This window comes from Flavobacterium flevense, from assembly GCF_900142775.1.
Classification (GTDB): Bacteria; Bacteroidota; Bacteroidia; order Flavobacteriales; family Flavobacteriaceae; genus Flavobacterium; species Flavobacterium flevense.
Genome location: NZ_FRCC01000017.1, coordinates 15,808 through 37,919, shown reverse-complemented (window position 1 = coordinate 37,919; position 22,112 = coordinate 15,808). Strand labels below are relative to the sequence as shown.

At 32.7% G+C, this 22,112-nt stretch carries 15 protein-coding genes; 7 read left to right on the top strand and 8 right to left on the bottom strand.

Features of this window, described 5'->3' with window-relative positions; translation table 11 throughout:
- The first annotated feature begins 154 nt into the window (after positions 1-154).
- Both BUB89_RS17205 and BUB89_RS17200 read left to right on the top strand, forming a co-directional pair.
- A complete protein-coding gene (locus BUB89_RS17205) occupies positions 155-2,395 on the top strand; it encodes a glycoside hydrolase family 3 N-terminal domain-containing protein (protein ID WP_083552982.1) in 2,241 nt (746 codons plus the stop codon).
- A gap of 174 nt (positions 2,396-2,569) precedes the next feature.
- Positions 2,570-4,495 carry a sialate O-acetylesterase gene (locus BUB89_RS17200; protein WP_083552979.1) on the top strand — a complete coding sequence of 642 codons (1,926 nt, stop codon included), beginning with the start codon at positions 2,570-2,572 and terminating at the stop codon, positions 4,493-4,495.
- Between the two features lie 59 nt (positions 4,496-4,554).
- Here BUB89_RS17200 and BUB89_RS17195 read toward each other — a convergent pair whose 3' ends face one another.
- Positions 4,555-5,586 carry a LacI family DNA-binding transcriptional regulator gene (locus BUB89_RS17195; RefSeq protein ID WP_073247378.1) on the bottom strand — a complete coding sequence of 344 codons (1,032 nt, stop codon included), beginning with the start codon at positions 5,584-5,586 and terminating at the stop codon, positions 4,555-4,557.
- A gap of 415 nt (positions 5,587-6,001) precedes the next feature.
- Between BUB89_RS17195 and BUB89_RS17190 the strand changes: the two genes are divergently transcribed.
- Together BUB89_RS17190 and BUB89_RS17185 are read left to right on the top strand one after the other, a co-directional pair.
- Complete coding sequence (locus tag BUB89_RS17190; RefSeq protein WP_073247376.1) at positions 6,002-8,773, top strand: glycoside hydrolase family 2 protein; 2,772 nt, start codon at positions 6,002-6,004, stop codon at positions 8,771-8,773.
- 105 nt (positions 8,774-8,878) lie between these two features.
- On the top strand, positions 8,879-9,373 hold the full coding sequence (locus BUB89_RS17185) for a hypothetical protein (protein ID WP_073247374.1): 495 nt from the start codon (positions 8,879-8,881) through the stop codon (positions 9,371-9,373).
- A 223-nt stretch (positions 9,374-9,596) separates the two neighbouring features.
- Here the strand turns inward: BUB89_RS17185 and BUB89_RS17180 are convergent, their stop codons facing one another.
- Both BUB89_RS17180 and BUB89_RS17175 read right to left on the bottom strand, forming a co-directional pair.
- Entirely contained in the window at positions 9,597-10,244 is a 648-nt protein-coding gene (locus BUB89_RS17180) for a nucleotidyl transferase AbiEii/AbiGii toxin family protein (RefSeq protein WP_073247372.1), read from the bottom strand.
- Positions 10,244-10,741 carry a helix-turn-helix transcriptional regulator gene (locus BUB89_RS17175; RefSeq protein WP_073247370.1) on the bottom strand — a complete coding sequence of 166 codons (498 nt, stop codon included), beginning with the start codon at positions 10,739-10,741 and terminating at the stop codon, positions 10,244-10,246. Before BUB89_RS17175 ends, BUB89_RS17180 begins: the two co-directional genes overlap by 1 nt.
- Positions 10,742-10,973: 232 nt before the next feature.
- Between BUB89_RS17175 and BUB89_RS17170 the strand changes: the two genes are divergently transcribed.
- From BUB89_RS17170 to BUB89_RS17160, 3 genes are read left to right on the top strand one after another with little or no spacing between them, the layout of a single operon-like run.
- A complete protein-coding gene (locus BUB89_RS17170) occupies positions 10,974-11,183 on the top strand; it encodes a helix-turn-helix domain-containing protein (protein WP_073247368.1) in 210 nt (69 codons plus the stop codon).
- A gap of 2 nt (positions 11,184-11,185) precedes the next feature.
- Positions 11,186-11,500, top strand: a complete 315-nt coding sequence (locus BUB89_RS17165; RefSeq protein ID WP_073247366.1) for a HipA N-terminal domain-containing protein — start codon at positions 11,186-11,188, stop codon at positions 11,498-11,500.
- Complete coding sequence (locus BUB89_RS17160; RefSeq protein WP_073247364.1) at positions 11,493-12,416, top strand: HipA domain-containing protein; 924 nt, start codon at positions 11,493-11,495, stop codon at positions 12,414-12,416. Before BUB89_RS17165 ends, BUB89_RS17160 begins: the two co-directional genes overlap by 8 nt.
- 33 nt (positions 12,417-12,449) lie before the next feature.
- Here BUB89_RS17160 and BUB89_RS17155 read toward each other — a convergent pair whose 3' ends face one another.
- The 5 genes from BUB89_RS17155 to BUB89_RS17135 are packed head-to-tail and all read right to left on the bottom strand — an operon-like array spanning position 12,450 to position 21,947.
- On the bottom strand, positions 12,450-13,820 hold the full coding sequence (locus tag BUB89_RS17155) for a 5-methylcytosine restriction system specificity protein McrC (RefSeq protein ID WP_073247362.1): 1,371 nt from the start codon (positions 13,818-13,820) through the stop codon (positions 12,450-12,452).
- 3 nt (positions 13,821-13,823) lie between these two features.
- Positions 13,824-15,515, bottom strand: coding sequence for an McrB family protein (locus BUB89_RS17150; RefSeq protein ID WP_234982690.1), 1,692 nt, complete (start codon positions 15,513-15,515; stop codon positions 13,824-13,826).
- Positions 15,490-17,256 (bottom strand): restriction endonuclease subunit S, encoded by a 1,767-nt coding sequence (locus BUB89_RS18035; protein ID WP_073247360.1) that lies wholly within the window; start codon positions 17,254-17,256, stop codon positions 15,490-15,492. Before BUB89_RS18035 ends, BUB89_RS17150 begins: the two co-directional genes overlap by 26 nt.
- The gene (locus BUB89_RS17140; protein WP_073247358.1) at positions 17,253-18,866 is read right to left on the bottom strand and encodes an HsdM family class I SAM-dependent methyltransferase; all 1,614 of its coding nucleotides are present in this window, start codon (positions 18,864-18,866) and stop codon (positions 17,253-17,255) included. The genes BUB89_RS18035 and BUB89_RS17140 overlap by 4 nt, the downstream gene beginning before the upstream one ends.
- 6 nt (positions 18,867-18,872) lie before the next feature.
- Positions 18,873-21,947: a type I restriction endonuclease gene (locus tag BUB89_RS17135; protein WP_073247356.1), complete on the bottom strand. Its 3,075-nt coding sequence runs from the start codon at positions 21,945-21,947 to the stop codon at positions 18,873-18,875.
- Positions 21,948-22,112: the final 165 nt, after the last annotated feature.

Here is a 22,112-nt window from a genome sequence, read left to right as displayed (position 1 = left end):
CACCGATTTTAAAATTTTTGTAAATATAATTTTTTTTCCTGTATATTTGCAATCGGTTGCGTAAAAGTAAAACATTAGAATATATAAAAAAAATTTTACTGTGTTTTTTTTATATTCGTAAAAAAAATATTAAAAATCAATTAAATCAATATTTATGAGGGATATTTCCAGATACACCGTTTTAGTTTTATTATTAGTTGTTCATCTTCATTCTGTGGCACAAACAAAAAATAAAAACAGTCAGTCCATGGCTTTTTATAATACTTCTTTATCCATTGACGAACGCGTACAAGATTTAATTTCGAGGCTGACTTTAGAAGAAAAAGCGGCTCAAATGATGAATAGTACTCCGGCAATTGAACGATTAAACATTAAGCCTTACGACTATTGGAATGAAGCTTTACATGGAGTGGGACGTTCAGGAGTTGCTACTGTTTTCCCTCAGGCAATTGGTCTGGGAGCTACTTTTGACAGTGATTTAGCCTATCGGGTTTCTTCAGTAATATCCGATGAAGCAAGAGCTATGTATAATGTCACTAATGCTAAGGGGTATCATACACAATATGGAGGACTGACATTTTGGACTCCAAACATCAATATTTTCAGAGATCCAAGATGGGGACGAGGACAGGAGACGTATGGAGAAGATCCTTTTTTGACTTCTAAAATAGGAACTTCATTTGTAAAAGGTCTACAAGGCGATAATCCCAATTATCTAAAAACGGCGGCTTGTGCCAAACATTTTGCCGTACACAGCGGTCCTGAAAAAGTAAGACACGAGTTTAATGCCGAAGCGACTCCTAAAGATTTATGGGAAACGTATTTACCTGCTTTTCAATCTTTAGTCGAAGAGGCTAAAGTAGAGTCGGTGATGTGTGCTTATAATAGTACGAATGGGGAACCTTGTTGTTCTAATAAATATTTAATTACAGATGTTTTAAGAAAACAATGGGGTTTTAAAGGACATGTAGTAACAGATTGTGGAGCTATAAGTGATTATTATACTGCTAAAGGTAAAGGAGGACACGGCGTTGTTGCTACTAAGGCCGAAGGTGCTGCTCTTGTAGTCAAAAGTGGCGTTAGCCTGAACTGCGGAAGCTCTTATGATGCTTTACCGGAAGCTGTAAAGAAAGGTTTGATTACAGAGAAAGAAATAGATGCACAATTAGCAATCCTTTTAAAAACAAGATTTAAGTTGGGCTTGTTTGACAAAGTAGGAAGCAATCCTTATGATGCTATTTCGTATGAAGTAGTGAACAGTAAAGAGCACAGAGCATTAGCCAGAGAAGTGGCGCAAAAAAGTATGGTTTTGTTAAAAAATAATGGAATTTTGCCTCTTCAAAATGATCTTCAAAAATATTTTGTTACCGGTCCCAATGCTTCCAGTATCGAAGTACTTTTAGGAAATTATTATGGTATCAATCCAAATATGGTAACTATTTTAGAAGGAATTACTGCGGCTATAAAACCGGAAAGTAAGTTAGAATACCGATTAGGAGCTATGCTGAATAAACCTTCTATAAATCCAATTAATTATGCTACCGGAAATGCAGGAAACAGTGATGTAACCATTGTTGTTTTAGGAGTTTCAAGTACTTTAGAAGGCGAAGAGGGCGATTCTATAGATTCTGATTCTGCCGGAGATCGATTAAATTATGATTTACCTGCTAATCAAATCGAATACCTAAGAGATTTAAGAAAAACAGCCGATAAAAAACCGGAAAATAAGAAACCAATAGTAGCAATTGTTACCGGAGGAAGTCCTATCAATTTATCCGAAGTACAAGAACTGGCCGATGCTGTTTTACTTGTTTGGTATCCGGGAGAGGAAGGCGGAAATGCAGTAGCGGATATCCTTTTTGGCAAAGTAGCACCTTCGGGGAAATTACCGATTACTTTTCCTAAATCATTAGCACAATTACCTCCTTTTGAAGATTATTCTATGAAAGGCAGAACCTATAAATATATGAATGTTGACCCCATGTATCCTTTTGGTTTTGGATTGAGTTATACCACTTTTTCGTATAGTGATATAAAAGCTTCTTCAAAAAATATTTCTAAAAAAGAGGATGTAACAGTCACCGTAAAAGTAACCAACACAGGAAAAGTGAAATCAGAAGAAGTGGTACAGCTGTATGTTTCCGATTTAAAAGCTTCAGTGGATGTTCCTAATTTTCAGTTGAATGCTATGAAACGAATTGTATTAGAACCCAATGAATCTAAAGAAGTTTCTTTTCAGTTGACTCCAAAAGCTTTTGAAATGGTAAAAAATGATGGTTCTAAAATCATAGAATCGGGAGATTTTAAAATTTATGCAGGAGGTTCCAGTCCTATGAAAAGAAGTTTTGAACTGGGTGCGCCACAAATGGCTGAAGTTATAATTAATGTGAAATAGTTAATAGAACTTTGAATTGCCTCCAGCTTTAGCTGGAGTAAAATAAATATGAAATTGGCTTTAGCCAAAAGAAAAATAATTTTGGCTAAAGCCAATGAATTCAATTCTTAATTCTATTTCTCCGTCTAAAGCTGGAGGCAATTCAAAGCTTTTATGAAAATAAAAACATACAAAATGAATAAATTAAAAATTGCACTAATTGTTCTGCTTTTCATTCCATCTAATATTATTCTTTCTCAAATTAAACTTCCTAAATTAATTAGTGATGGTGTTGTTTTGCAAAGAAATGAAAAAGTAAAAATTTGGGGTTGGGCTGCGCCAAATGAATCCATTAAATTAGAATTTAAAACTAAAATATATACTGCAAAAGCGGATGCGGAAGGAAACTGGAATATTCAGTTACCGGCTCAAAATGCCGGTGGCCCTTATGAAATGGTTTTTAGGGCAACTAATGAAATCCGGGTAAAAGATATTCTGTTTGGAGATGTCTGGATATGTTCCGGACAATCTAATATGGAGTTGCCCATGGAACGCTTAAAAGAAAAATATGATGCTGTAATCAAGAATGCTGAAAACTCAAATATCCGACAATTTTTAGTACCTGATAAATATGATTTTAATAAAGAACAAACAGACTTAGATGCCGGAAAGTGGGTTTCGGCAGATCCTAAAACTGTGCTGGAGTTTTCCGGAGTGGCTTATTTTTTTGCCAAAGCAATTTATGAAAAACAACAGATTCCAATAGGAATTATAAATTCAGCATTAGGTGGTTCTCCAATAGAATCCTGGTTGAGTGATGATGCTTTAAAGGCTTTTCCGGAAGCGTATCAGGAAAGTCAAAAGTTTAAAAATAAAGCGTTAATCCAGGAAATTGAAGCTGGTGATAAAAAACGAAATGATGACTGGTATGATGTATTGAATAAAACCGATTTAGGTTTAGAGAATCATTGGGATCTGGCAGGCACTTACGATAAAGATTGGGATACCATGCAAATACCCAATTATTGGGCTGATACTTCATTAGGAAATGTAAATGGCGTAGTCTGGTTTCGCAAAGAAATTGAAGTCCCAAAAGCAATGGTGGGTAAACCGGCTAAATTATTTATGGGACGCATTGTAGATCAGGATTTTATTTATGTAAATGACCAAATGATTGGAACTACCAGTTACCAATATCCGCCACGCAGGTATGATGTGAATGCTGATGTATTGAAGGAAGGAAAAAACACCATTTCGATAAGAGTAATTAATAATGCCGGAAGAGGCGGATTTGTAGAAGACAAACCTTATTTTTTGGCAGTAGGCAACGATACCATTGATTTAAAAGGAACCTGGAAATACAAGTTAGGTGCTGCAATGAAACCTCTACAGGGCCCCACATTTATCCGTTGGAAACCGAAGGGATTATTTAACGCTATGATAGCGCCTTTAACTCATTTGAAAATAAAAGGAGTCTTGTGGTATCAGGGAGAATCAAATGCCGGAAATCCTAAATTGTATGCTAAAACATTACCCGCGTTAATAAAGGATTGGAGAACAAAATGGGGGCAGGAAGATTTTCCTTTTCTATATGTGCAATTGCCTAATTATATGGAAACTTATGCAGAACCAAGAGAAAGTAACTGGGCAGTTTTAAGACAAGCACAATTAGAAACATTAAGTGTCCCTAATACGGCTATGGCTGTTGCTATTGATTTGGGCGAATGGAACGACATTCATCCATTGAACAAAGAAGACGTAGGAAATCGCTTGGCATTGTTAGCCCGTAAAATAGCGTATGGTGAAAAAGAGTTGAATGCATCCAGTCCCATGCCGGAGACTACGGTATTCGAAAAAGATAAAGTTATCATTACTTTCAAAAACACAGGTGGTGGATTAATAGTAAAAAATGCTAACGAATTAAAGTCTTTTGCCATTTCAAATGATGGAAAAAACTTTGTTTGGGCAAAAGCGAAATTAATTGGTAATAAAGTAGCGGTTTGGAATGAAAAAGTTCCTAATCCCATTATGGTGCGATATGCCTGGGATAACAATCCGGCTGATGCCAATTTATTTTCAAAAGAGGGATTGCCAGCAAGTCCTTTTGAGGTGAAAAAATAAAATCAGAATCAAACAAAAAAACTCATTGATAATCTTGTCAATGAGTTTTTTTGTTTTAATTATTTCCTTTTAGATGATTCCCTGATTAGCACTTCGGTATTTAGAAAAGTGATTTCTTTAACATCTTCTTTTTTAGGCGACTTAATATTTTTTAAAATAATTTCGGCAGAAATTTGTCCCATTTTTGCTGCCGGATGAGTAATCGTAGATAAATTAGGATCAATAATTTCAGAAATGGGGTCATTGTTGAAACCAATAATTGCAATATCTTCCGGAACTCTCATTCCCTTTTTCTTGGCACTTTGTATAGCACTTACCGCCATAATATCCCCTGAAGCAAAAATTCCATCAGGAGGTGTTTTTAAACTGAGTAGCTTGTTGCTGGCTTTTACCCCTTCGCTATAAGTTACCGATTCTAAGTCTACAATAAGTTCTTTATCTGTTGGTAAATTATGTTTTTTCAAAGCATCTGTATAACCACGCATCCTTTCAGTATATAAGTTACCAAATTTAGATCCCGCTGTTAAATGACCTATACGGGTACAGCCTTGTTCTATAAGATGTTCGGTAGCCTTGAAACCGGCTGCGTAGTTGTCAATTATTACTCGAAAAGTATTAAAATCTTTAGGAACCCTATCTACAAAGACCAATGGAATATTGTTGCCTACAAATTGATGGAAATGGGAAGTATCTGTTGTTTTCATTGCTAAAGAACAAATAACGCCACTCACTCTGCTGCCATATAATGATTTTGCCATACTAACTTCCGCTTCATAGGAGTCATTAGATTGCATAATAATAACATTATAACCTGATTTTTGTGCGGTGATTTCGATACCACTAATAAGGGAAGATAAGAAAGGTTGCGTAACAGTAGGAATTAATACACCTATTGTTTTAGTCTTGTTACCACGTAATCCGGCTGCTAAAGTATTGGGAACATATCCCATTTCTTCGGCTGTTTTTTTTACTTTTTTTATAGTTTTTTCACTAATGGAATGGTGGTCTTTCAAGGCTCTCGATATAGTTGATGTGGCCAGATTTAATTTGCTTGCTATATCGTAGATAGTAATGTCTTTATTTTCTTCCATAAAAAAATAGTGTATGAATTACAAATGTACATATTTTAAAGTATTTTGTTGTAATGTGTTAAGCGGATGTTTTTTTGAAAATAAAACAGATAACAGCGATTTTTGTAGATACACTAAATTCAGCTTGCTGTCGAAAGTAAGAATAAAGTTTTAATTGCACAATATGTAAAAGAATGTTTACACTAAAGTAAATAAAACAAATGTTTAATTAAAAAAGAGAATCACTTATTCCTGCCGGCAAATTTGTGAAAAGAAATATAACTTTAAATAGGCAAGTGGGGCGAAGCTGACACAATTTGTTTTAAAGTATTTATAATTAAATAATTAGTTTTTTGGGTTGTAATTTAAATATCAATTATATTACACAGTTTTTTGATATAATCTAGCTTTTATTTTAATATTAATACAAAAATCTATGAAAAAAGTCTTTTTACTTTTTCTAATAATTTTTCTGCCGGCACAATCGCAAGCTCAGCAATCTCTTATCCAGTATTTATCAGGTACAGGGGCTGATAACACCACCACATGGGAATTTTATTGTACCGCCGGTGCCAATAGTAAAACATGGAAAACCATCCAGGTTCCTTCTTGTTGGGAACAGCAGGGATATGGTAGCTATAATTACGGGCATGACAAATTTGAAGACAGAATAAATGAAGAAGGACTTTATCGATTTTCCTTTGAAGGAAATGAAAATTGGAAGAATAAACAAATTGACTTGGTTTTTGAAGGGGTTATGACAGATTGTGAGGTGAAACTTAATGGAAAAGTTATAGGCACCCATCAAGGAGCCTTTTATGAATTTTCATTTGATGTGACTAATGCGTTAAAGTTGGGACAAAGTAATTTATTAGAAGTTAGGGTAAAAAAACATTCTGATAATGAATCCGTAAATCAGGCGGAACGAAATGCCGATTACTGGATTTTTGGTGGCATCTTCAGACCTGTTTATTTGCGGGTTAATCCCAAAGAATATATAGACCGGGTTGCTATCGATGCCAGAGCCAATGGGGATTTTAAAGCTGACGTATTTTTAAAAGGAGTCAAAAATGCTTCTTCAGTTGAAGTTTCTATTGTAGATTTTAAAAATAATATCCAGAAAGTATTTGAGCAAAAAAATATAAAAAACGGTGATTCTATAAGAGTGAATGGCGTTTTTTCTAATCCAAAGGTATGGTCACCGGAACATCCCCACCGCTATATTGCACTATTTAAGTTGTTGAATAGCGAAAAAAAAGTGCTGCATCAATATTCGCAAAAAATAGGTTTCAGAACTGTTGAAGTTCGTGAAGCCGATGGAATTTATGTTAATGGCATGAAGACTAAATTCAAGGGGGTAAACAGTCATACTTTTCACCCTGATTTTGGAAGAACTTCAAGCGAGAAACTGAGTCTACAGACGGTAAATATCATCAAGGATATGAATATGAACGCCATTCGATTCTCTCATTATCCACATGATAAGCATTTACTAAATGTTTGCGATTCGTTAGGATTGTATGTATTAAATGAATTAGGCGGATGGCAAGCACCAAGTTACGACACAAAGATTGGAAAAAAGCTATTGCGTGAAATGATCAAACGAGATGTGAATAATCCGTCTATTATTTTATGGGATAATGCTAATGAAGGTGGTTGGAATACAGCCTATGATCAGGATTTTGCAAATGTTGATATTCAAAAAAGAGAAGTACTGCACCCATGGGGAGCTTTTGAGAAAACAGTTACATCACATTATATTGATTATGATTATCTGGCTTTTGATCACTTTGCAGCCCGACAAATATTTTTTCCAACAGAATTTTTACATGGTTTATATGATGGTGGTCATGGTGCAGGCCTTGATGATTACTGGCAAAAAATGTGGAATCATCCACTGAGTGCAGGTGGGTTTTTATGGGTACTGGCAGATGAATCTATCAAAAGAACTGACACAGGACTGTTAGATTCCGATGGAAATCATGCTCCTGATGGAATTGTGGGGCCGTATCTTGAAAAAGAGGGGAGTTTTTATACCATTAAGAAAATTTGGTCTCCCATTCAATTAGAAGAGAAATACATTACTCCGCAATTTGAAGGAAAATTAAATATTGAAAATCGATTTCAGTTTACCTCTTTAGGCGAATGCAAATTGGAATACCGTTGGGTCAATTATTCTGAAAATGGAAAAAAAATTATTGTTAGCAAGGGAACTCCTTTAATTTCAGATTTAAAACCAATGGAAAAAGGGGTATTGCAAGTACCATTAGTGGAAGGCTGGAAAAACACCCATGCTTTAGAATTGATAGCAACGGATCCTTTTGGAAGAAACATTTATAATTGGACGTATGCAGTGACTACTCCCAAAAAAGAAGCCACAGTACTGAATAGATTTTCAATAGATGAGAAAATAAATTTCAGTGAAAGCGATTCTGAATACATTTTTATTACAAGTAATGGAGTTAAAATTGCTATTGGCAAAAAAGATGGATTGCTTAAATCAGTAAGTCGTAAGGATGGAATCATTCCTTTTACCAATGGTCCTGTAATTATTGAAAACACAATTGTTGTTGCTGGCGTGAAGCATGAAACGGAAGGATTATCACATAGTATACGTGTTTCTTTTGAAAAAGACAGGCAGGCTTTCAAATGGACCATTGAACCATCAGGATTATTAAAACTGGATTTGGAATATGAACCTAAAGGCAAGACCTACACAGCAGGAATTGATTTTGATCTACCCGAATCGGAAATGGTAAAAGTGAAAATGATGGCAAATGGTCCGTATCGTGTTTGGAAAAACAGGCTAAAAGGTGCTGAATTCGGAGTTTGGGAAAAAACTTTTAATAATACTATTACAGGACATTCCGGTTTTGAATATCCTGAATTTAAGGGGTATTATTCGAATTTATACTGGGCTGAATTTTCGTTAAGCGAAGGGAAAACATTCAAAGTATATTCTCAATCAGATGATTTGTTTTTAAAATTATATAATCCGCAAGAAGCTCCTGATCCGGCTAAAAGTACCGTTTCCCATTCTGCTGGTGCTATTTCATTTATGAATGGAATTCCGGCCATTGGAACTAAATTCAAAAAAGCCGATGCCTTAGGGCCACAATCACTTCCTTACACCTTTGCTTCTAAAAGGGTTTTGGGAGGTAAATTGTCGATAAAGCTGATTTTTGATTTTACGATTAATAAAAAATAGGAGTCATTCAACTATAAGATAGAAATCCAATTTATTGTTTGTAAAATGATGCAGTAAAAGCCCTGCTTTTAGCGTTATAGTAGTGAAAAATTTAAATAAAATACAATGTCTCAACACAATGATTTAAAGCAAATGCCTTTGTACCAAAAGGCAGAACAGATCCTGAAAATCACGATGGGTCTGGCAGAAATAGTGCCTAAAGACAATGCGTTTTTACAGGAAACGACTGTTCGGTTTATGATGGAAAATGCTTTTTTAATTCCTGCTAAAATTGCAGGAGTTGCCGGGATAGGTTTATATGATTTAAAAATGGAAAATGCTACCATTATCAGGAAAGCTGCACGTGAATTATACGTTCAAGCGGGAAGTTTACACTATGAAGAAACAATTTCAGATAAAGATTATATTGATTTACTCCGTGCTGAAATTGAAGAATTCAGATTACTCTTTATAGATTGGGTTGCCGGTTTTGATCAATGGAATTATATCATTGACAGATGGGGTTTGTTTAATCCGCCAGGAGTAAGCGCCCATGATAAAGATCCGGATGATGATATTCCCTTTGATCCTGATACTTTTTTTGATTCAGACGATGATTAGGATTAGATTTGTTTTTAATTATTGAAAATAGGGAGAAGTACCATGCTAGGACATTCAGACAAGTTAATGATTTAAAGGTAGCTGATATTTATAACCGCAAATTTATTTATTTCCTGATACAATATGTAATAATCCTTATTTTTAAAGGGTTTGTAAGGGTGGAGGTGTACAATAGGAGTACGTTTCTTAATAGAAAAACTATATTAAAGGTGTCAAAAAGAAATTATGTCTTTTTAAACTCATTAATGACTTCTTCAAAATCTTCTTTGATAAATTCCCAATATTTACCTTTAAAACAAATTGGATTGAAATCTTCATCAGCTTGTTCAAAGGATGTGAAGTTTTGGATTATTAAATCTCTATCATGTGTGTAGGGGTATCTTTGCTGGTGTAAATCTAACATTTGATTGATATTGTATGATTGTAATAAATCATGCAAATCCCAAAAGTCTTTTTTTCTTCCTCCTCGTTGTACAACATCTATTTTCATTGCAATAATTTCCTCAATAGTTGCCATTCTAACACCATCAACTTCAACATAAGGTTGGATATAAGTATCAGTATAATATACATCTAACTTAACCGTATTTTGTTTATTTTCTCCAATAAAATAGGATTTTCCCATTGCTGGAATTGTATTCAAAAAATCTACATATTCAAAGTTTGCTTTTAAATAGTTTTCAATAGAATTAAAATCTAATGTTCCATATTCTGAATCACTAAATAGATCAATATCAATCGATTCTCTGTGACCTATTTGTAAACTCAATGCCGTACCGCCAACAAGCCTAAAATCATTGAATACATCAGATTGCATTAATTTTATTAAACTGTTTTTCAATAAATCGTTTACAGTATTATAATATAGCATTATGTATTTTCTTTGTTTTTATAAATAGTGTATGGTTTACGAACTGTTTGATCAAGTGCTTTTTTTATTTGATCACTTTTATAGAAACGTTTAATTTCTTCCATTTCAATAGCATTACCACGTTCAAATACCCGTTTAATAACGGCTATACTTTTTTTTTGCCAATCAATTTTAGAAATGTCTGTATCCCAAAATAAAGATTTCCTTAAAAGAGTTAAGTCTGGAGTATTTTGTTTTGCTTTACTTTTTTCTTCCTTAATATCAAAATAGGTTTGTAGAAGAGCAAGAGATCCTTCTTCTAAACTTAGTTTTTCTTCAATTTTCAAAGCCAGAGCGATATTGAGTTTTCTTTTGCCTTTAGTAATTGCATTTAATGTTTGCGGATGTTCACCAATAGAGAGGGCAAAAGGACGCTGTGAAATCGCTTTTTTCTTAAGTAAGCGTTCCAATATTATTCCAGGGTGGATACCTTTGTATTTTTCTATTAAAATATTCATAATACAAATATAAACAATTTTGTTTATATTTTTGTATTGACCTTTCTAATTTTGATACTACATCTTAATTTTACCGCAATAACAGTAATTTAAGTTATTTGTTCATTTCTGCAAGGTCAAATACTATTTTTAATCATTTTATTACCGTTATAGCAGTAATATCATGTTGTTTAAATGAAAATATACTTTTGTATTTGTAAAATGATTATTTTTACCGTAAAAACAGTAAAAAATGGATGATTTTGATTTAGGAGCTTTTATTAAAGAGCATCGAAAAAAAGCCGGATTGACTCAACTTGAATTAGCCAACTTAGCAGGAATAGGGAAAACGACTATTTTTGATATTGAAAAAAATAAAGAAACGGTTCGTTGGAACAATCTATTGGCAGTACTCAGAGTACTGAATATTAAAATAGAATTCAAAAGTCCATTAAATAAATAATTATGAGACAGGCAATTGTATATGCACATGGAAACAGAGCAGGAATTTTAACAGAAATGAACGCTAACGAATATTATTTTGAGTATGATGAAAATTATCAAGGTGAAGCGGTTTCATTAACCATGCCTGTAAATCACATAAAATACAGTTATAAATCATTTCCTCCGTTTTTTGAAGGTTTGTTACCTGAAGGTATTATGCTAGAAGGTTTATTACGCATTGCAAAAATTGATAAAATGGATTATTTCTCCCAACTGATAGCCACAGGGAATGATTTAGTAGGAGCAGTAACGGTTAAATTGTTAGAAGATGAATAGATGTCCAATAACATATGAATTGTGCGGAACGAATAAATACAGTGAAAAAGGACTTCGAATGATAACACCTAAATTGACTTATTTAAATGATTTGCCTTATACGGCAGTTGAACTTCGTCAGGAAGCGGCTAACAGAGCTAAAAAGTTATCTATTCAAGGAGTGCAACCAAAGCTTAGTGCAGCTATTTCGATAGTAGATCAGGAATTTAAAATTGTGGACCAATTTGGAACTTACATTATAAAGCCACAGAATGACTTGTTTCCACAATTACCAGAAAATGAAGATGTGACCATGCGAATGGCTAAGGTATTTGGTTTAGAAGTTCCTTTTCACGGGATGGTATATGCTAAGGATGGTAGTTTGTCTTATTTTATTAAGCGTTTTGATCGTTATGGTAAAGGAAAAAAATTAGCAACAGAAGACTTTGCCCAATTGACAGCAAATACACGAGATACAAAATACCGTTTTACAATGGAGAAATTGATTCCTGTGCTTGACGAATTTTGTTCTTTTCCAGCTATCGAAAAAGCATATTTTTTTAAAAGAATTCTTTTTTGTTATGTGACCGGAAATGAAGACATGCATTTGAAAAACTTTTCGTTGATTACCAAAAATGGTAAAACAACGCTAACTCCTGTATATGATTTTCTAAACTCTACGATAGCTATTAAAAATCCTGAAGAAGAAATTGCACTGAGCTTGAAGGGGAAAAAAAGTAACCTAAAAGCAACTGATTTTGTTGATTATTATGCGAAAGATAGATTACAGCTTAATGACAAAACGGTATCAACAATTTTAAATCAAATGGAACAAGTGATTCCAAAATGGAAAGGACTACTTGAAATCTCTTTTCTTTCTGATGTAATGAAAGAGAAATATTTGGAGTTGTTGGAAAATAGAGTAGGGATGTTTTAATGCCTTAGATATAGTGATTATTCTCCGCATTTTTTAAATTAAGTTAGTTGGTAATTTTAGCTCTTGTAAAAACATTTCACGATATGTAGATGATTTTCGTAAGTCAGATTCTAATATTATTTTTGAATCAAAAGTAATCTCTTCTAATAAATCCATTTCTATGTTTTCAAGATCATCTAAAGTATTTGTTTGAAGATTAGCAGGATAAATGAAATAGGCAGGAATGATTGTATTATCAGTAATTCCTAGCTCTCGATAAACACTATTTAACCTTGTGTAACCAGATAACTGTCTTGCATCATCCATAGATGGATTTCCACTTGAATATCTTGGTTTGTATTTGGCATCAACAACAGCTTTAATATTTGGTGTATTGATAATAAAATCCAATTCTTGACGATTACGTTTTTCATGATATTTGACCTGTCCTTCTTCAGGAAACTGTTGTTTTAGTTGTTTGAAAACATAGAGTTCAAACAATTTACTCATGTCTATCCAGAAAGGAGGATGTTTAGTAGTTTCTTGTTGATTCTGACAAGAAATATTATAATCCTGTAATGCCAGGATTTGATTGCCAAGCTTTATGGCTTGATTGTAATTTCGATAAAAAGTATTGTTCTCTTTGTATTTTAATTTTTCAAAATCTCTATTACTTACTTGATAAAATCCACCGTTACAGTAATGCAATACCTCTTGTAACTGTCCAAATTGCTTTTCCTGATTGAAATCAGTTAATAAATTTGGAATCACTGAAAGGACATACTTTAAAAATTGATTGGCTTCTGTATCAAAACCAAATTCTTGATATTGACAAATTGTTTTTGTTAATCGATTTTTTAATAGGTTTTGTTTAATTTGTTGACCAACTAGTATTTTCCCCTTTACTCTAGAATTCAAATTTTCCTGTACGGTATAATACGATTTCTTCAATCCTTTTTTAACCAAATCTTTAACTACAGAAAGAAACTGTGCTATCAAAAAGGGAGTCAAAATGGGTTTAAGATCACTTTTAATCTCAATCCAATCTTCCTTTAATTTTGTTTCAATCAATCCATCTAAATGCTTGAAATTTTCAGGTGCTTTCAAGGCCTCCAAAAGCATTGAAATGTAATCTAATTTTATTGTTGCATCATTTAGTTTTGGCTCTACATATACATTTAGATTTAACTTTGGGAATCTATCTAAACCTATGTAATAAGAGGATTGAATGTTGCAAGTATAAACTTCACTTTGGTCTTGCTTTAGCAAACTAACAATAACACAATTACGATCTTTATCATTTAAAAAATCAATACGATCTTCCTTAACTGAATCAATATAATAGTTCTCCCAATTAGTTACTTCTTTAAAAGTAGATAAATGGTTTCTGTTGTAAAATTCGAAATGTTCAGAAATTTGAAGCATAAACTAGATACTCGCTGTTAGTTTTTCAATTTCTGCTTTAACAGTTTCTTTTAAAATTCCGTCTTTTACATATTCTCTTAAAATAGGTTTTATTTCATATTCTAGTCTTATTGACATTGAACCTCCTTCATCTGTTTTATCAATAAAATAGGAATGCCCCAATGCTACTTCTTTTGGGTCAAAATCCGTTGATAAATGATTCGAATGAGTTTTATAATTATCAGTTGTAAACAACTCTTGAACCGAATTAAATAATTTAGAATCAAATGTAATTTCCTCTTCTTCGGATAAATCTTTTGGTAATACATCTACAAAAGCAAAACGTCTCCTGATAGCATAATCAATATGTCCCACACTACGATCAGCAGTATTCATAGTTCCTATAATGTAAAGATTGGGAGGAAGTATAAGTTCGTTATTTTCTTCTACTGCGTAAATTGATTCTACCGATTTTCCACGATATTCCAGTGCGTAAATCAATTCTCCTAAAACAGATGATAAATTAGCACGATTGATTTCGTCAATGATTAGCACATGATTTTTCAAAATCTGTTTTTGTTCAATGCTCTTATCTGAAACTTTTTCTGTTTTTATAAAATCATCGTATTTGTCTATAATCTCTTTAAAATAAGTTGCGTGGGATTTGGTAAGTGAATCAAGTCCTGATATTTTTTTTATATCTGATCTTTCTTTTACATTAGAAGCAATAATTTTTTCAATTTCAGAATATTTCATATTAAGACCTTTTGGATGAGATAGCCAATTGTCTCCTTTATATTTGAACCTCTTATCATCTGATTCAAAAATGTAGACATTATCAGTTAGCATATATTTATTTGGGTGACTTTCTTTTGCATCACTTTCATCTCCATCTAATATATTTTGAATATGATCAATAAACCTTTCTAATTTAGTTTTTATTATAACTCTCTCTTTGCTCTCAATATCTTTTTGAGAATCTTTGTAATTTTCTAATGCTTCTTTTGCAAATTTTGCCAGTATTTTATTTTCAGCTTCATATATAATTCCTTCACCTTCAGGATTAGGTTTCGCGACTACTCCACGCACAAAATCTTCGTAGGTGTAACTAGGATGAAATTGAATAAGTTTGAATTGATCGTTATTTTCTATACCTTTTATATCAGAAAGCCCCAGCATCTCTTTGGCAATTTCTTTCGCCAATTTAGTTTTACCAGTACCAGGAGGACCTTGTAAGATGACTTGTTTTTTATATTCCAGTATTTTTTTATATGATTCTATTTGTGTTTTTTGATTTAGAGAATCCATAAATGATGTTATATGTTTAACAGTTGTTGTATTAGATATTCTAATAATTCCCTGCTGAGCATCGTAGGTAAATGTTGGTTTTTTTATTGGTATTATAGAGGCATTGTAATATACAAGTCCTTCTTCAAAATAAATCTGTTTTTCTTTAAAGTAAGTTTCTTTATCTATTAATTCCTGTATAGGACGTTTTGTAGATAAAGTTCTTGCGATTCCGAGCGGAGTAAAACCATCCGTTAATAAAATAATTGAATCTTTACCAAAATCTAAATGATCCCAACTAATTACTATGTTTTCCTTAATTAAAAGATCAAAAAATAAAGGTTTCCCTTCAGTTTTCTTTCCCCATCTACAACCTAATTTCCAAAAATTCATATAATTGTTTTTATTTCTTTGCTCTTCTAATCTCATTTCCCCAACCATCTGGAATAATTGCATTTTCACGCATCCATTCTAAAGCTTTATCTAATCGATCTTTATATCTAGCTTTCTGTGTATCCCATTCTAGAAAATCTTTCTTTAGTAATTCATCTGTAATTATTTCATTACGGATTATACGATTGTTCCAAACGGCATATAAAGTTGAAACAATCTCAGGGCGTTCATAATTAGTATTTTTAAATTCACCAATAAAATCATTAATCATCAATTTTAAATCATCTGATAAATAGCCATAATCAGCTAATGATTTTGAATGATTTTCGGCAGGCATAATACGTTTAAGCATACCAAATTCCACGATTTTAAACCATTTAGCCTTTGTAACTTCATTCCAAAATACTTTTGTAAAACCGCCATCATACGGACCAGCTGCTTGAATGGAATACCTTTGATTATAATCTCCTTTTACGATGTGACATTCTATGAGATGAAGTAACTTTTCAAACTTTGTTTTTCCAAAAGAAATATCATTTAATGATTGGTTGATAATATAAGTAGCCAACATTTTTCGACGAATCTTTTTTTCTTTATCTGTAAGGTTCAATTGGTAATTACCTGAACTCTCCGCAACCATCCCCAACTCATTATCATCTTCAACCTCATAGCCACCCACCGTAACCTGTCCATTCATCAACATGGGTAATAACCAATCACGAAGTGAAGCTAGTTCTTGGTTTTGAAAAATATTAGCTTTTATCTTGCCATAAAAACTAGAAACAAGTTTTTCAAATTGAATAGCTATTTTTTTACTTGGAACTATTATAGTAGAGTCTTTTAAAAATTTAAAATGTCTTGCATAACCATAATTAGACAAATCAATTTTTAATAAACAATGATAAAATAAGTGTTGAGGCATTTTTTCATTGTTAGATAATAATACTTGTGTTCCATCAGCTCCACGTGCAAAATCAAAATTAATTAACTTTAATATTCTGGTGTGATCACCGAAAACAATTCTAGCTTTTTCAGCTTTAATTAATGCGGTTTTATCATTAGTAAATCCTTTTATATAATTTGTACTTTGGTCTACAACAGGAATTAATCCTTCTTCTAATATTTCAGATGAAGGGATTTTTGTAGTTGTCAATTCTTTTGCTAATAAATCATCAACAATTTTTACTTTCCAATTCTCAGGAATCTCCCTTTTCAACTCTTCATTCCAAACCATTTTTCCTCCAGAATTTTTATACGGTTTCCCATTTGAGTCAGGAAAATCAAACTGAACAAACCAATAGTCATAGAGTGTTTTTGCGATTGCTTCCAGCTCGTTATTGATGCGGTTATTGACTTCTATTTTAGCTTCTAAATCAGAAAGGACTTTGGCGATTTTTTTTTGAATATCTAATGATGGTAAATTTACTTTAACTTGATAATACGCACCAAAAGTCATACTTGGAACACCAGTTCCAGAATTTAAGTAACTTAAATCTAACTGCTTTAAATAATGATATAGATATAAAGGATTTGCTTTTTCTTTATTAATAACGGTGTAATAAATTGTATCGACAGTCCAAAATGGTTTATTAACAAATTGAATATTAGTTAAACTTCCTTTTCTTGGTAATAAAATACTTTCATCGTTATAAATAGCTTGATTTCCATATCGCATTATTCCTCCGCTTCCAAAAACAGGAATGTTTCCTTCAGATAAATGTTTATGATCTCTACCATTTTTAATTTGAAGTAATTCCTCTAAAAAGTACTCTTTCATATTTTAATACTTTTCATATTATTCTGAATCTCTATTTCCAAAGCTTTACTTTCGCTGAAAAGCACATTTAAATTGGTTTCAAAAGTTTTCATTTTGTCCTCAAATTCTTTTGCGGAAATATCGGTATATTGAATTTTTACTTCAAAATATTGTCCGGCTGAGAACGAATAATTTTTTGTTGCTATTTCTTCTTTTGAAACGACAACGGATAAATCTTCAATTGCTGTTTTGTCATTGAAAGTTTCAATAATTTTTGCTTCTTCTGAAGAGGTTAAAATTGTCCGTTGGTTTTTATTTTCTTTAACTATTTCACCTAGTTTTGAAGCATCCATTAAAACAATTTTTGAGCTGTCTGCTTTTTTGTCTAAAAAAATCACGGAAACATTCGTGCCCGTACTGGCAAAAATGTTACTAGGCATACTCACTACACCACGTAACCAACCATTGTCAATTAATCGTTCCCTAATTTTCCTTTCGATACCACTTTGAGCCGTAATAAAACCTGTAGGAACAACTATAGCTGCTTTACCTGTATCACTCAAACTATGCATAATGTGCTGAATGAATAAAAGGTAAATTGACATCGATTCTTTTTTGCTTTTCGGAATATTAGGAATTCCTGCAAAAAATCTTTTTTTAAAAGCATCTTTATCTAAACTAGCATGAAAATCAGAGAAATCTAATTTAAAAGGCGGGTTTGAAACGATGTAATCGAACTTGGTGTCTAAGTAAGAAGGTAAAGCAATAGTATTGGTTTTAATGATATTTGGGATAGAATGGGTTAGGTTATTCAAAACCAAATTCAAACGGAGCATATTACTCGATTTCTGCGAAATATCTTCTGAATAAATAGTGCAATTATCTTCTCCAATTTGGTGGGCAATACTCATTAATAATGTGCCAGATCCCGCACTTGGATCATAGCATTTTACCTGCTTTACTGGTTCTGGTACTAGTATTTGTGCCATAATGCGTGCAACTGCGTGAGGCGTATAATATTCGGCATATTTTCCTCCTGAATCGGTATTGTAATCTTTAATTAAATATTCGAAAATAGTAGCAAAAAAATCGTATTTCTGTTCGAACATTTCTTCAAAACTAAACTCAAACAACTTATTAATTAAAGCTTTACAAAAAGCATCACGCTGTGAAGAATCGGATATGTACTGACTTAATTCATCAAATAAAGTATCTTTTGCACCTGTAAATGATTTTACAGAGAAAACTTCGGCATTGTCAATGCTAATTTGGCGCAAGGTATCATCGAACAATTTAGCAAAATCATCATCGTTTTGTTTGGTAAACAAATGGGAAATTAAGTGCTCTGGCTGTAATCGTGGAATATTTGGATCGAGTAAATCGATAAGATCAGAATAATCATCATCTGAAAGTTCCTTTAAAGCAGCCGAAAAAGATTCTGAATCCGCTAATTTGGGATTTTCCTGTTTTACGGCATATCTAAATTTGTCGTTTAGGAATTTGTATAAAAATACCTGGGTTATAATTTTAAATTCGTTTCCATCATTTCCTAAACCATAATTAGCACAAACACTCTTTAAATTATCAATTAAAGCTTTGGTTTTAGTCATGAAGTTAATATCCTGCGTCATATTCTCTTATCTGTATTGAAATTGTTGTAAATATTCGTTGGCAATTAAATTGCTGACCTTGTTTTTCATGTCCTGATCCATTTCGATCTGTTCTTTCTTTTTAAATTCCTGTACTACAAGCTGAAGTAAGAAGCGTTTAAAGTAAGCTTCGTTCTTAATCATGTCTTCTTGTCCTTCGAGCTTGTCATCCACTTGTTGTTTTACTTGCATTAAGGCATTGTGTAACTGCATTTCTTTGGCATTCAACGTGCCTTTTTCGTTCAGGCGTTTGTGAATTCGGGTATATTTCTCGTCATTTTCATATTTTGCTTTCAACAAAGCATTTTTCCGATTGAGTTCTTTAGCCTGATCGTATATTTTTTGCAACAAATGCATGTTTTCAATCATATCGGCTTGGGTCACTTCGCTCAAATTTTTCTTTTTGAAAATGCGTTCCAGCTCTTCGCGCAAACTTACGAATTGTGGATCGTATTGGTCAAAATTATTTTGCAGTGATTCTCTGGTCTTGCGTAAGATGTTTTTGAATTCATCTGCCAAAACCAATTCACTCTCATCAACTTTTATAAATTCAAAAATAATGTCTTCAAGTGCAGTGTTAATTAAGTTTCTTGAAGTCTCTTCATTACCAATGCTTTCCACAAAGTTTAAATTATTTAAACGATTTTGCGCTTCTAATAACAATCGATTCCAAATGTCAAAATCGGCAATACCATCTAATGCATCATAACCATTTAGGGCAATGATATTTTTTAATTCTTTTGCGGTTCGTAAGACTTTTATTAAACGAACTAACTCTGTTTTATCAGTAATCTGTTCAATCTGCCGTGAAAATAATTCCCTATTTTGGGTTTCATAGTGAAATAAGGTTTCTTTTATTTCTTTGATCTCCTGTTGAATTTCTTCTTCGGTTTTGAATAAGTAGGAATACATTTCCATTTCATCTCCCAATTGTTCTTGTAATTCATCAAAATACAATTTGTTGGTACGGTCAAAAGCTTTAGAAATGTCAGCAAAATCAACGACGTAACCATATTGGTAGTGTTTATAAGGACGATTGACACGGGTTAGGGTTTGCAATAAATTATGATCCTGAATGACACGCGCTAAATACAATTTTTTCAAACGTTTGGCATCAAAACCAGTCAGTAACATATTGTAAACGAATAAAATATCTACTTTGGATTTTTTATACGCTTTAATTAGTTCTTTACGAATATATTTGTCGTTCTCATCATGTAAAATTAGGGCGGCGGTCAATTGAGGCTCCTCTTTCAATCCATATTTGGCAGGAGGTTCGGCAGCCATTAATATACTGGCATCAGTTTCTTGTACACCATATTTTTCCTGGAACAAACTAAATAATTCTTTGGCTTGATCTGCTGAATCGCAAACGACCAAACCACCTAAAGAGTGGTCTTGGTTATCATGCCTGAATTTGATTAAATCTTTAGTGATATAATCTAACAGAGGTTGGGAAAATTTAGGATGTGCATAGATCGCTCTTGTACTGATATCGCCTTGCAAAATCTTAATTTCATCCATTACTTCTTTCATCTGCATCTTGAAGTTACCTTCAATTTGCTCCCGTATCAGGCGTAAAGTATAACCGTCTGCGATAGACATGTTGTAGTAATATTTGTGAAAATAATTACCAAACAACATTTTTGAATCGTATTCCTTGGCAACTTCTTTTAATAATGGTGTTCCGGTCAAAGCAATGATTACCGCATTTCGATCGGAGTTAATCAAATTGGCCAAATAATTTCCTTTCGGATTATAGCTTCGATGGGCTTCGTCTAAAAAGTAAACTCGTTGTATGTTGATGTCATAAGCCAGGTTTGTGATAGCCGTAGCATCTTCTGAAAATTTTTGAATATTGACTACTGTAATTTCAGGAACACCGCTGTCATTATGAATAGCGCCCACAACCTTTAAATCAGTAATAAAATCTTGTTTTGAATTAACTTGCTTTACCTGTAAACCTCTATTGGTAAATTCGCTAGTAGCTTGAATCATCAAATCGATACGATCCACAATAAAGTAGAACTTAGGTATGATTTGTTTTTTGGCAAAGTAATTTGTTAGGTGCTTTACGTTGTAATAAGCCAGAGCTGTTTTACCAGAACCTTGCGTATGCCAGATAATACCTTTGTTTTGTCCCTGATCTAATTTTGTGGCTATGGCTTGCGTTGCAAACAACTGCGGATAACGCATGATGTGCTTCTGATGTGAAATTTTACCCGCGTTTTCTTCCTCGACATAAGCAATAGCATATTTTAAAATAAATTGTAATCGTTCCTTACTGAACAGAGAAGTAAGGATTCTGTTAGTTGGTGTATTGTCTTGCTTATTGGTTATGTATTCAGGAGAATGTTTGATAACCATCAGGTTATTATCTTTCAATAATGCATTTTCCAAATTTTCGGGAATACTTTCTAAATGTTGTTTTACGGGATAATCTCGGTCTTCCCTGAAATAATTAAAATGGACCTGATCGTAAGAAGGAGTGGCATAAAAAGCACCAAAAATGGGCTCGACAATCCCATCTTCATATTCCATATTATTAGAAAAAACTAATAACTGGGAAATATTAGCAAATCGTCTGAAGTGTTTGTTTTTAAACCGAGTATTTATTCGATTGCGTTCATCAATGACACCTTGCTTGTTATGCGGTTTTTTTACTTCAATAAAAGCTAATGGCATTCCATTAATTAAAACCGTAATATCGGGTCTAAATTCTTCGTCACCTGATTTGCAGGTCAATTCAGTTGTGATATGAAAACTATTGTTTTCAAATTTATCAAAATCAATTAATTTAATTCCAGAGGTTGAAGTAAGTCGTTCATAGAATTTTTTACCCAAGTCTTCATAATCCAATTCGAGATTAATCTCGTCTAATATTCTTAAAGCTTCTGCTTCTGAAATATTATTGATTTCACAAATTTTAGTAATAAAAATAGAAGAAAATATGTTGTTTTCTTCTATTCGAATTTGTTCTTTAAGTGGAATATATTGATAACCTAACCTTATTAAATGCAATAATGCAGGTATTTTTACTCTTGAATCTTCGTTGAACTTCATGTAGCGTTCTTATGTTTAGCGGTAAATGTAAGAAATGTTGAAGTGTTTTGGAAGAGAAAGTAAAAGAAAGTAAAGGAAACTTGAATTAATTTTTACAGTAGTAGGGATATTTATGAAATTCACAAATAATCTTTAACTAATTGCATAGTTTAAAAGGGATGGGTA

Coding starts and splice junctions, on each gene's coding strand:
- BUB89_RS17150 (WP_234982690.1), bottom strand. CDS start 15,515: ATGAGATTAGAAGAGCAAAGAAATAAAAACAATTATATGAATTTTTGG.
- BUB89_RS17175 (WP_073247370.1), bottom strand. CDS start 10,741: ATGAATATTTTAATAGAAAAATACAAAGGTATCCACCCTGGAATAATA.
- BUB89_RS17160 (WP_073247364.1), top strand. CDS start 11,493: ATGAATAGATGTCCAATAACATATGAATTGTGCGGAACGAATAAATAC.
- BUB89_RS17195 (WP_073247378.1), bottom strand. CDS start 5,586: ATGGAAGAAAATAAAGACATTACTATCTACGATATAGCAAGCAAATTA.
- BUB89_RS17135 (WP_073247356.1), bottom strand. CDS start 21,947: ATGAAGTTCAACGAAGATTCAAGAGTAAAAATACCTGCATTATTGCAT.
- BUB89_RS17165 (WP_073247366.1), top strand. CDS start 11,186: ATGAGACAGGCAATTGTATATGCACATGGAAACAGAGCAGGAATTTTA.
- BUB89_RS17170 (WP_073247368.1), top strand. CDS start 10,974: ATGGATGATTTTGATTTAGGAGCTTTTATTAAAGAGCATCGAAAAAAA.
- BUB89_RS17140 (WP_073247358.1), bottom strand. CDS start 18,866: ATGACGCAGGATATTAACTTCATGACTAAAACCAAAGCTTTAATTGAT.
- BUB89_RS17155 (WP_073247362.1), bottom strand. CDS start 13,820: ATGCTTCAAATTTCTGAACATTTCGAATTTTACAACAGAAACCATTTA.
- BUB89_RS17190 (WP_073247376.1), top strand. CDS start 6,002: ATGAAAAAAGTCTTTTTACTTTTTCTAATAATTTTTCTGCCGGCACAA.
- BUB89_RS17185 (WP_073247374.1), top strand. CDS start 8,879: ATGTCTCAACACAATGATTTAAAGCAAATGCCTTTGTACCAAAAGGCA.
- BUB89_RS17180 (WP_073247372.1), bottom strand. CDS start 10,244: ATGCTATATTATAATACTGTAAACGATTTATTGAAAAACAGTTTAATA.
- BUB89_RS17200 (WP_083552979.1), top strand. CDS start 2,570: ATGAATAAATTAAAAATTGCACTAATTGTTCTGCTTTTCATTCCATCT.
- BUB89_RS18035 (WP_073247360.1), bottom strand. CDS start 17,256: ATGAAAGAGTACTTTTTAGAGGAATTACTTCAAATTAAAAATGGTAGA.
- BUB89_RS17205 (WP_083552982.1), top strand. CDS start 155: ATGAGGGATATTTCCAGATACACCGTTTTAGTTTTATTATTAGTTGTT.